The sequence below is a fragment of the Hamadaea sp. NPDC051192 genome (assembly GCF_040682475.1).
Taxonomy (GTDB): domain Bacteria; phylum Actinomycetota; class Actinomycetes; order Mycobacteriales; family Micromonosporaceae; genus Hamadaea; species Hamadaea flava.
The window spans coordinates 62827-72255 of the sequence record NZ_JBFBAZ010000032.1; the positions used below are offsets into that span (position 1 = coordinate 62827).

Sequence of the window (9429 nt, forward strand, 5' to 3'; positions counted from 1 at the left end):
GACGCGTTGATCATGGAGTTAACTGTGGTCTCGCCGGTGTGGCGCGACCGGAAACCCCATGATCAACGCGACGGCGCGAGCGCGGCGAGCGCGAGCGCGACGGTACGGACGCGCGACGCGGCGAGCGCGACGCGACGCGACGCGACGCGGCGAGCGCGACGGGGTCAGCGCGGTCCGAGGCGGGCGGTCAGGTCGCGTACGCGTTGACGGATCAGCCGTGCCCGTCGTTCGGAGTCGACGACGGCGTAGCGCAGACGCTGTCCCAGCCGCGGCGAAGGGCAGTCGGACGGTTCGTAGCCCAGGGCGGTCAACCGGCTCCGGAGGACCGCCTCGCACAGGGCGATCTCGTCGGCCGTGAGCCGGGTCCGCCAGGACCCGGCGCGGGCCTGGCCCACCGGCTCGTGCGTACGCGAATGCCACCGTTTCTCGGCGGGCACGGCGTCGGCGGCGATCTCCGACGGCCGGGTCATCGCGGGGTCGAACTCCTCACCGAGGAAGGCGCACAGGTCCCGCAGCGCTCGATCGGGGTCGGCGACGAGGTCTTCGTAGCGCAGCTCGTAATACGCGTCCGCGGGCAGGGTTCGGGCCGCCCGCTGGGCACAGTCGACGGCGTACGCCCACTGGGCGGCCAGCGAGGCGATGTCCTTGCGGGTCTGCCACGGCATCTCCTTGAGGGAGGCGCAGCAGTCCCGGCCGTCGCGGACGATCGTGATCAGTTGCGCGGTCGGGAAGAGCCGCCGGATCATGTCCACGTTGTTCAGGTACGCCGGCCGCTTGTCTCCCCAACGCGGCTTGCCGAACCGTTCCGCGTACGCCCGCAGCACGATCGCGAAGAGCCCGCCGAGGTCGGCGGGACCGTCGGCGAGCCGAGCGCGGATGTCGTCGGCTTCGAGCCCCAGGTCCCCGAACTTGGACTGCGGCCGGTCGACGATCCAGCCGGCGAGCTTCTCCCGGGACGAGCGCAGGCGAAGGTCGCCGAACGTACGCCGGGCCAGATAGCCGGGCAGGACGAAGCGGTTCTCCGGCGGGATCGCGATCCGGGGATGCCGGTGCAGCATGAGCTGCACCATCGTGGTGCCCGAGCGAGGGCAGCCCATGACGAAAATCGGACGTTCAGCATCTTTGTCGGCCATTGCCCACGAATTGTGGGCGATGGCCGTGAGCAGTCACTGGAAGCGCGCCCGAGCCTCGTTCACAAAATGTTCAAGACTCACTCGGACGGGGTGCGCGCACGACTGGGTTGCACGCGCATCGGCTCCCCCGGCATCTTCGGGTAATCCGGCGGATACGGCTGTTCGACCGGGTCGGCCGCCCACCACTCCATGAGCGTCTCCAGCCCGAAGACCTCACCCTCGCGGTCGGCCCACGGATCGCCCGTCTCGGCCAGCCGCTTCGGCATCGTCCGCAGATCGAAGTCGTTCGGGTCGACGTCGCGCAGCTCATCCCAGGTGACCGGCGCGCTCGCGGTCGCCCTTTCGTTGGCCCGCAACGAGTACGCCGCCGCGATGGTCCGGTCGCGGGACATCTGGTTGAAGTCGATGAAGATGCGTTCGCCGCGCTCTTCCTTCCACCACGCCATCGTCACGCGCTCGGGATGCCGCCGCTCCAGCTCCCGGCCGAAGGCGATGGCGGCGTGCCGGGCCTCGATGAAGTCCCACTCCGGGCGTACGCGGACGAACAGGTGGATGCCCCGCCCGCCGGAAGTCTTCGGGTACGCCGTCAACCCCGCCTCGGCGAACAGCTCCCGAGCCAGGAAGGCCACCTCGACGGCGTGGGAGAAGTCCGTCCCCGGCTGGGGATCGAGGTCGATGCGCAGCTCGTCCGGATGGTCCGGGCGCTCCGCGCGTACCGGCCAGGGGTGGAACACGATCGTGCCCATCTGCGCCGCCCACGCCAGGTGCGCCGGCTCGGTCGGGCACAGCTCGATCGCCTTGCGCCCGCTCGGGAAGGTGATCTGGGCGGTCGTCAGCCAGTCGGGCGCGCCCCGCTCGGGTACGCGCTTCTGATAGAACGCCTCACCGGTGATCCCGTCGGGGAACCGCTGCAACGTCGTCGGCCGGTCGCCGACCGCGCGCAGCATCGCCTCCCCCACGGCCAGGTAGTACTCGAAGACGTCCCGCTTGGTGTAGCCCCGCGAGGGAAAGATGATCTTGTCGGGACTGCTGAGTCTTACGGATCGCTTACCGACCTCATACGTCTGCGCCTCGGCCTTGGGCATACGGCGACGCTACCCCGTACCGTGAAGGCATGGAGAAGATCTCGGAGGACGAGTGGCGTGTCCGGCTGAGCCCGGCGGAGTATCGCGTGCTCCGTGAGGCCGGCACCGAACCCGCCTTCACCGGCGAATACGTCGACACCAAGACCAAGGGCGTCTACCGCTGCCGCGCCTGCGGAGCGGAACTGTTCAGCAGCGACACGAAGTTCGACAGCCACTGCGGCTGGCCGTCCTTCTACGACCCGAAGGACGCCGCGGTCACCCTGCTGGAGGACCGCTCGCTCGGCATGGTGCGGATCGAGGTGCGCTGCGCGAACTGCGACTCCCACCTCGGGCACGTCTTCGAGGGCGAGGGCTACCCGACGCCGACCGACCAGCGGTACTGCATCAACTCGATCAGCCTGACGCTGGAACCGGAACAGCAGGCCTAGCGGGTCTCGTCGCCGATCCGCTCATCCGGCGACCGCCCACGCCCGGTCGCGGGCCGAGGTGATCAGCGCCAGGATCTCGTCGACCGGCCCGACATAGCGCAGCACGATCATCGAAGTCACGGGGCGACGGCCGAGCGCGGCGGCGACGGTGTCCCACGGTCGCGGAAACTCTCCGAACGCGACCGAGCCGACGTCGTCACCGTGCCGCCGGACCACTGGCGGCAGCAGCAGGTCGAAGGACATCGCCCACACCTGGGGACGGCGCCCGCCGATCGCGACGATCACCTCGCGGTCCGTGATCGTGTATCTGGTGTTGAGTAGGGACAAACCCCGGACCAGCGGGTGCCCCAGTGTCACCGCAGTGCCGATGACCAGGGACACGATCCGCCACTCGAAGCGCACCGCGGAGAGGAAGGTCCGCTCGGTGAGGTAGTCCACGATGAGCCAGACGTTCACCGCGATCCACACCACCCCGATCAGCGCGATCAGCCAGTCGGACCGTTCGATGAAGAAGTACTTGTCGGGCTCGCCCCGCCACAGCACGCTATCCCCGTTCTGTTCCGTCACAGGCGAAGTATGGTGCACCTCCGCCGATCGCGCTGTACCCGCCGACCCCGCGGCGTGATCACGCCATCCAGGGGGACAGCGGTGGCGGCGGAGCCGGCGAAGCGACGGGAGCGGGCGGAGCCGACGGCCGTCCGATGCGGTCCAGGACCGCACCGACGACGACGCCGATCAGGATCGCGATCGAGGCGACCAGGTAGTACGACACCCACGACTCGACGCCCTCGAGCGCCAGCGCGGTGTTGCCGAACACGACGACCAAGGTCGCGAGCACGGTGCCGAGGACGCCGCCACGCCCAGTGGCAGCGCTGATCCCGCCGAGCAGGACGACGGCGGCGGCGCTGAGGAGGCGGCCGCCGTCACCGGCGAACGAGGCGAACCCGACGTAGCTGATGAACATCACGCCGGCGAGCCCGGCGATCAGGCTCGACAGGGCGAAGCTGCCGATCGCTCGCAGGACGCGCGAGCCGAACGTGGCGGAGTCGCGGGGCAGCCCGGTGGCGAGGAAGACGACGGCACCGATGATCGAGCCGAGGACGAAGACGGCGGCCCAGATCGCGACCACCCACACCTCGGCCCGCCCCATGCCGGGAACGATCAGGCCCTGAGCGCCGGACAGCCCATAGGACACCGCTTCGGCGATCCCGAGCCCGCCGAGCGAGACGGCCCAACCCGGTGCGCCGGTGAGACCGGTGATCGCGCCGAGGATCAGGCCCAGGATCAGCACCGCGACGACGGCAGCCGCCCCCGCGGCCAGATCCGGCCAGTCCTCCTGGACGAGTTTGGCGTAGATGATCCCGGCCAGCATCGCCTGGGCGGCGACCGCCAGGTTCACCGAGCGGAGGCGTACCGAGACGGCCAGGGCGCTCGCCAGCAGGCCGGTCGCGGCGAAGTTCAGCCACACGTTCCGGCCGATGACGTCGATGCCCTCTTGCACCACGAGATAGGCGAAGCCCGCGATGGCGAGCAGGACCAGAATCCCTTCCCAGCCAAGGTGCGCGACCAGGCTCGCACCACGGCGGGGACGAAGCGGTTCCGGGGTGATCGGAGGGGCGAGGACCGTCATGCGGTCCACTATAGAGGTCGATGCACAATCGCCTCGGCCACGAGAATCTGCGTCGCTTCCAGGGCGTTCTCGCCGTCCTCGATCGTCCACAGTGAATTCTGGAGCGTCCGGCCCAGGGTCCACAGCACGGCGCGCTGCCGATCCAGTCCCATGACCTCCACCATCGCGTCGAACCGACGGCGTACCGCCCGATGTGGATCGTAGGCGGCGAGCACCTCGTGCCAGCGGTTGTGCAACGCCGGCAACAGCTCGAAGGCGGGATCGCCGGACAACGGCTTGGGGTCGATCGCGAGCCACTCCTCGCGATCCGCGGCCAGCACGTTCTCGAAATGCAGATCCCAGTGCAACAGCTGATCGCCGCACTCACCCGCCACCTCGCGAACGGCCGCCGCCCACTCCAGGACCAGCTTGCGGTCATCGGGATTGGCCAGCCTCTGGGCAGCCACCGGCGCGAACTTCAGCATGCCCGCGGCTATCTCGCGCAAGCTCCGGACACCTTCCGGCGACTTGTACGCGTTGAGGCGTACAAGTAGTTGAGCGACGATCTGCGCGGCCTGGACGTCGTCGCGGACGCTGAGCAGATCACGCCGGGAGTCGAGGCGCTCCAACAGCATCGTGCCCGCGACCGGATCCTCACGGAGCAGGCGCACCGCCCCGTTGCCGTCCCAGGTACGCAGAGCCGCCGCCTCGCCGGGGTGTTCCGGGTCGTCGATCTGCAGCTTGAGCACGGCCGGCCCGTCGGCGGTCCGCACCGGAACGACCAGGGCGACCACCCCGTTCATGACCGGGCCGTCCACAGTGAGCCCCCACTTGTCCAGGTGCTCCGCGGCCAGGCGGGGCGCGTCGGCGACCCAGGCCCGGCCGCGATCCCCGTAGTACTTGGGCAGATTGGCGACGAGCTGCTCCGGAACGGTGATCGGCACACCGCGAGGCTAGCCGAATTCCTTGTCAACCGAAGGGCACTGCCAGTCGGTACCTTCTCGTGACGATCGCACGGGGGAGGGTTTCCATGGCAGACGGTGTGGAGTTCGAGGAGTTCGTACGCACACGCTCACATCATTTGCTGCGGCTGGCCTACGCCCTGACGGGCGACCACGCGCACGCCGAGGACCTGGTGCAGACGGCGTTGGCCCGATCATGGTCGGCGTGGCGGCGGGTGACGGGAGATCCGGAGCCCTACGTCCGGCGAATCCTCGTCAACACGTTCAACAGCTGGTGGGGCCGCCGCTGGCGGGGCGAACTGCCGACCGAGACACTGCCGGACCGCATCGCAACCGCGCCGCAGTCCTCCGTCGACGACCGGGACGAGGTGCGGCAGGCGTTGCTACGGCTGCCCCGTCAGCAGCGGGCCGTCGTCGTGCTGCGATACCTGGAGGATCTGAGCGAGGCACAAACCGCCGAGCTGCTCGGCATCACTCCGGGGGCCGTCAAGACGCACTCCTCGCGGGCACTGACCCGACTGCGGCTCGACCCGAGCCTCGCCGGGCTCCCTGACGCTCCCCCGGCCGGCATCGAGCGCGTCGTCGCCGTCCAGGAACGGATCAGCCGGCGCCGCCGGACCAAGCTCGTCACGATCGGTGCGGCCTGTGCCGTCATTCTCGCGATCATCCTCGGGTACGCCCTCGCACCTGCGGTCTCCCACCGATCGATTCCGCCGACCGAACGGAAGATCGGCGTGTTCCAGGAGTACCAATCCGGTTATCACGTCGTGGCAAGCCGGACGGTGCCGTTCGCGGAGGCGGGGCGTACCACCCTCACCTGGCGCTTGACCTCGCTGGACTACGGGCTTCAGATCGAATGCGCCCACCAGGCGGTGGGGCTGGTGGTCACCGTCGGGCTGCAGATCGGCGACACTCCGACCCCGGCCCTGGGCTGCGAGCGGAAGGCGCACTTGGCGGAGCCTAGCTCTCGCTTTTACCTGGACGAGGAGTTCTGGGCCTCGGCCGGGCTCGCCGTCGGTGATGAAGTGACCGCCACGATCGTCCTGTACGCACAGCCGGAGGGCACCGTATCGTCCGGCGCGGACGCCCTCCCGACCGCTACTCCGCCGCCGGCCGCAGGGACGATAGCCGTCGCCGTCAGCGAGTCCGTCCCGTTCGAGCGCTATCCGCTCCCGACCCGGCCCGCGCGGCTCAAGCCGATGCCGACCCAGCAGCCGTACCCGCTTGACGAGACGGTGTCCGCAACCGAGCGACGCCCCCTGCATCTCGTCTGGGCCGGGAATCTGTGCGTACAGGCGCAGGCGCGGACGCCGGGGTATCTCCACATCCTGGTCGACGGCGTCCGGATCGGGTCGCAGTCCTGGTGGGACTACGGGTTCGGGGAACACGCCAGGAGCTACACGACCGACGACCTTCGCCGGGTCGGGATCGCCCTCCCGCTCGGCACGACGATCACCGTCACGGTGGAACCGCAGTACATGACCGGCGATTGGCAGGCCTATCTCTACAGCGAGAAGAGTCCGCCCACGACTGAGGGCGGACTCTTCTCGCCGTGCTACCGACCGGCGACGCGGGTGATCAGCGGAACTCCCCGCTGATGGCCTGGCCGGTCTTCTACTCCGCGGCCTCGAGCGCCGGAGTGTCGGCGGTCGAGGCGATCTCGATGCGCTTCGCGGCGGCGCCCGCGTACGCGCCCGCGACCTTGATGGTCAGAATGCCGGCGTCGTACTCGGCGGTGATCGCCTCCGACGTGACGTGCGCGGGGAGCGCGAACGACCGGCGGAAGCCGCCGTAGCGGACCTCGCGCAGGGTGCGGCCGTCCTTCGCCTCGGCCCGCTCGTCGCGACGCTCGCCGCGGACGATCAGGTGAGCGCGCTCGATCTCGACGACGACGTCCTTGGCGACGTCGAGCCCGGGCAGCTCCAGGCGGACGACCGCGTCGTCACCGTCGCGGTCGATCTCGGCGGCGGGGGTGAACCCGCTGGTCCGCGCGGTCGGGCCGAAGGCGCGGCGGACGATCTGGTCGAACTCGGCGAACGGGTCCCGGCGGGTCCACGGCGAAAGCGTGCTCATCGTTGTCTCCTCAAGTCTCGGTGGCTATCCGGCACAACTTGAGTCGACCCAACTCAATTCCGCGCTGTGACCGGGGCCACATAGCTCGGCAGCTCGATCTTGCTGCTGACCTCCTGACCCACCTTCAGCATCGCGTTCAGCAGGAACTTCCGGCTGAGCAGGCCGTCCCGGGCCATCCGCCCGAAGGTGGTCGCCGGGGCGAGGAACTTGCCGGTGCGGTCGCCGCCCACCTGGGTGCCTTGGGCGTACGGGCGGACCAGGTGCTCGTAGCGCTCGAAGGCGGCCCGATAATCGCCCCCGGCCCGAGCCAGCTCCCCCGCCAGCACGTACGCCGCCACCGTCCCGGTGCCGGTGCCCATCCCGCCGATCGTGGCGCCGCAGGCGGCGTCCCCGACCAACGCGACGCGTCCGGTCGACCAGGGTTCGATGTCGACTCGGCTGATCGAGTCGAAGTACAGCTCCTTGGCCTCGGCCAGGGAGGCCAGCAGCCGGGGCGTCTCCCAGCCGAGATCGCCGAACGCCCGGCGGACGATGTCCTTCTGCTGCTCGACGTCGTGCCGGTCGTACGCGATCGGGTCCGACTTGAACATCACCAACGCGCCCGCCCGCGTCTCGTCCCGGTACGCCCGCCCGACCGAGACGAGGCGCCCCGGCACGTTGTAGTTGAGCGAACCCGGGGTCAGGTCGAGGTAGTTCCGCAGTTCCCACGTCGCGACGTAGTAGCCGAGATAGGTCTCGTACTTGCCGGCCGGGAACGCCAGCCGCCGCACGTTGGAGTGGACGCCGTCGGCCCCGACGACCAGGTCGTACTCCTCCGTCCGGCCGGAGGCGAAGGTGACCTCCACCTTGTCGCTCCGCTGGCTCAGGCTGGTGATCGAGTCGCCGAAGACGTACCGGGCGCCCGCCCGGACGCCGTGCTCGTAGTAGACCTGGGCGATGTCCTCCCGCAGGACTTCCAGCTCTCCGGCGGCGAAGTCGCTCGGCAGGTACAGCCGCTGCCGGCCGCGCTCGTCGACGAAGGTCATCGGGCTGCCGTGCGTACGCCGATCGCGGAGATCGTCGAGCACGCCCATCCGCTCCAGGACGGTGAAGTGTGCCTCTCCGCGGAAGTCGACCGCCTGACCCCCGCCGCGCAGGCTCGGGGCGATCTCGACGACGGTCGGCTCGAACCCGTACTTCGCCAGCCACAACGCGAGCGCCGGACCGGCGATGCTCGCACCCGAGATCAAGATCCTCATGGTTCCTCCAAAACAGTGTCTGCTGGAAACAGTTATTAGTGTGTACGCTAGACACAGTTTTCGCAACCCTGATCTTCGAGAGGTGTCCGTGGACGGTCTTGAACTGCTCTGGAGCGCTCGGCCCCAGCCGAAGCGAGGTCCCAAGCCGGCGCTGTCGACGGAGCAGATCGCGCGCAAGGGCATCGAGATCGCCGACGCGGAGGGCCTGGCGGCGGTGTCGATGCAGCGCGTGGCGGCCGACCTCGGCTACACGAAGATGTCGCTCTACCGGTACGTGCCGGGCAAGGCCGAACTCGTCGCCCTCATGGCCGACCTGGCGATCGGCGGCCCGCCACCGTTGACCGGCGACGGCTGGCGCGACCGGCTCAACGCGTGGGCGCAGGCTTTACTGCCGGGCTTCGCGGAACATCCGTGGACGGTCGAGGCGACGACCGGCCCGAGGATTCTCGGCCCGAACGAGGTGGCCTGGATGGAGGCCGCGCTGTCCGCATTGGACGACACCGGCCTGAAGGGCTGGGAGCGCATGGACGCCGTCGTGGTCCTCGCCGGCCACGTACGCACCATCGCCACCCAGCTGTCGGCCACCCCCACCGGCGACCCCGAGCGACAGCTCGGCACGGTGCTGTTCGAGATCATGCGCGAGCACGGCGACCGCTTCCCTGCCGTCAACGCGGCGTTGACGTCGACGCTGACCGAGGGCGGTCAGGACCATGCGCTGGACTTCGGGCTCGCCCGCATCCTCGACGGCATCGGCGTCCTGATCGCCTCCCGCTGACCCCGCGCTCCGGCGACCTCCACGCGGGCACCACACGCCCCGCCGCCCGCTCCGGCAGTCCGGCGCACCTTCCCGCTGGATCAGGGTTCCGTGTCGAATCTTGGGCCAAGATTCGACCGGGAACCC

Annotated in this window: 10 protein-coding genes; 3 read left to right on the forward strand and 7 right to left on the reverse strand. The window is 69.5% G+C overall.

Going from position 1 to position 9429, the window contains the following annotated elements; genetic code table 11:
• Window positions 1–164: 164 nt before the first annotated feature.
• The gene (locus tag AB0M47_RS16450; RefSeq protein ID WP_363413752.1) at window positions 165–1097 is read right to left on the reverse strand and encodes a sulfotransferase; all 933 of its coding nucleotides are present in this window, start codon (window positions 1095–1097) and stop codon (window positions 165–167) included.
• 113 nt (window positions 1098–1210) lie between these two features.
• On the reverse strand, window positions 1211–2218 hold the full coding sequence (gene ligD / locus AB0M47_RS16455; protein WP_363413755.1) for a non-homologous end-joining DNA ligase: 1008 nt from the start codon (window positions 2216–2218) through the stop codon (window positions 1211–1213).
• 29 nt (window positions 2219–2247) lie between these two features.
• Here ligD and msrB point away from each other — a divergent pair, with 29 nt between their 5' ends.
• On the forward strand, window positions 2248–2646 hold the full coding sequence (msrB, locus tag AB0M47_RS16460) for a peptide-methionine (R)-S-oxide reductase MsrB (RefSeq protein WP_363413758.1): 399 nt from the start codon (window positions 2248–2250) through the stop codon (window positions 2644–2646).
• 21 nt (window positions 2647–2667) lie between these two features.
• Here the strand turns inward: msrB and AB0M47_RS16465 are convergent, their stop codons facing one another.
• Genes AB0M47_RS16465 through AB0M47_RS16475 form a run of 3 tightly spaced genes read right to left on the reverse strand, consistent with a single transcriptional unit; the run spans window position 2668 to window position 5199 of the window.
• Entirely contained in the window at window positions 2668–3213 is a 546-nt protein-coding gene (locus AB0M47_RS16465; RefSeq protein WP_363413761.1) for a hypothetical protein, read from the reverse strand.
• Window positions 3214–3271: 58 nt separating this feature from the next.
• Window positions 3272–4276 (reverse strand): hypothetical protein, encoded by a 1005-nt coding sequence (locus AB0M47_RS16470; protein ID WP_363413764.1) that lies wholly within the window; start codon window positions 4274–4276, stop codon window positions 3272–3274.
• 8 nt (window positions 4277–4284) lie between these two features.
• Entirely contained in the window at window positions 4285–5199 is a 915-nt protein-coding gene (locus AB0M47_RS16475) for an aminoglycoside phosphotransferase family protein (protein ID WP_363413767.1), read from the reverse strand.
• A gap of 86 nt (window positions 5200–5285) precedes the next feature.
• Here AB0M47_RS16475 and AB0M47_RS16480 point away from each other — a divergent pair, with 86 nt between their 5' ends.
• Entirely contained in the window at window positions 5286–6815 is a 1530-nt protein-coding gene (locus AB0M47_RS16480; RefSeq protein ID WP_363413770.1) for a SigE family RNA polymerase sigma factor, read from the forward strand.
• A 16-nt stretch (window positions 6816–6831) separates the two neighbouring features.
• Here AB0M47_RS16480 and AB0M47_RS16485 read toward each other — a convergent pair whose 3' ends face one another.
• Both AB0M47_RS16485 and AB0M47_RS16490 read right to left on the reverse strand, forming a co-directional pair.
• Window positions 6832–7290 carry an Hsp20/alpha crystallin family protein gene (locus AB0M47_RS16485; protein ID WP_363413773.1) on the reverse strand — a complete coding sequence of 153 codons (459 nt, stop codon included), beginning with the start codon at window positions 7288–7290 and terminating at the stop codon, window positions 6832–6834.
• 53 nt (window positions 7291–7343) lie between these two features.
• Window positions 7344–8528: an FAD-dependent monooxygenase gene (locus AB0M47_RS16490; protein WP_363413776.1), complete on the reverse strand. Its 1185-nt coding sequence runs from the start codon at window positions 8526–8528 to the stop codon at window positions 7344–7346.
• Between the two features lie 88 nt (window positions 8529–8616).
• Here AB0M47_RS16490 and AB0M47_RS16495 point away from each other — a divergent pair, with 88 nt between their 5' ends.
• Complete coding sequence (locus AB0M47_RS16495) at window positions 8617–9303, forward strand: TetR/AcrR family transcriptional regulator C-terminal domain-containing protein (RefSeq protein WP_363413779.1); 687 nt, start codon at window positions 8617–8619, stop codon at window positions 9301–9303.
• Window positions 9304–9429 lie beyond the last annotated feature (126 nt).

Coding starts and splice junctions, on each gene's coding strand:
- AB0M47_RS16450 (WP_363413752.1), bottom strand. CDS start 1,097: ATGGGCTGCCCTCGCTCGGGCACCACGATGGTGCAGCTCATGCTGCAC.
- ligD (WP_363413755.1), bottom strand. CDS start 2,218: ATGCCCAAGGCCGAGGCGCAGACGTATGAGGTCGGTAAGCGATCCGTA.
- msrB (WP_363413758.1), top strand. CDS start 2,248: ATGGAGAAGATCTCGGAGGACGAGTGGCGTGTCCGGCTGAGCCCGGCG.
- AB0M47_RS16470 (WP_363413764.1), bottom strand. CDS start 4,276: ATGACGGTCCTCGCCCCTCCGATCACCCCGGAACCGCTTCGTCCCCGC.
- AB0M47_RS16480 (WP_363413770.1), top strand. CDS start 5,286: ATGGCAGACGGTGTGGAGTTCGAGGAGTTCGTACGCACACGCTCACAT.
- AB0M47_RS16485 (WP_363413773.1), bottom strand. CDS start 7,290: ATGAGCACGCTTTCGCCGTGGACCCGCCGGGACCCGTTCGCCGAGTTC.
- AB0M47_RS16490 (WP_363413776.1), bottom strand. CDS start 8,528: ATGAGGATCTTGATCTCGGGTGCGAGCATCGCCGGTCCGGCGCTCGCG.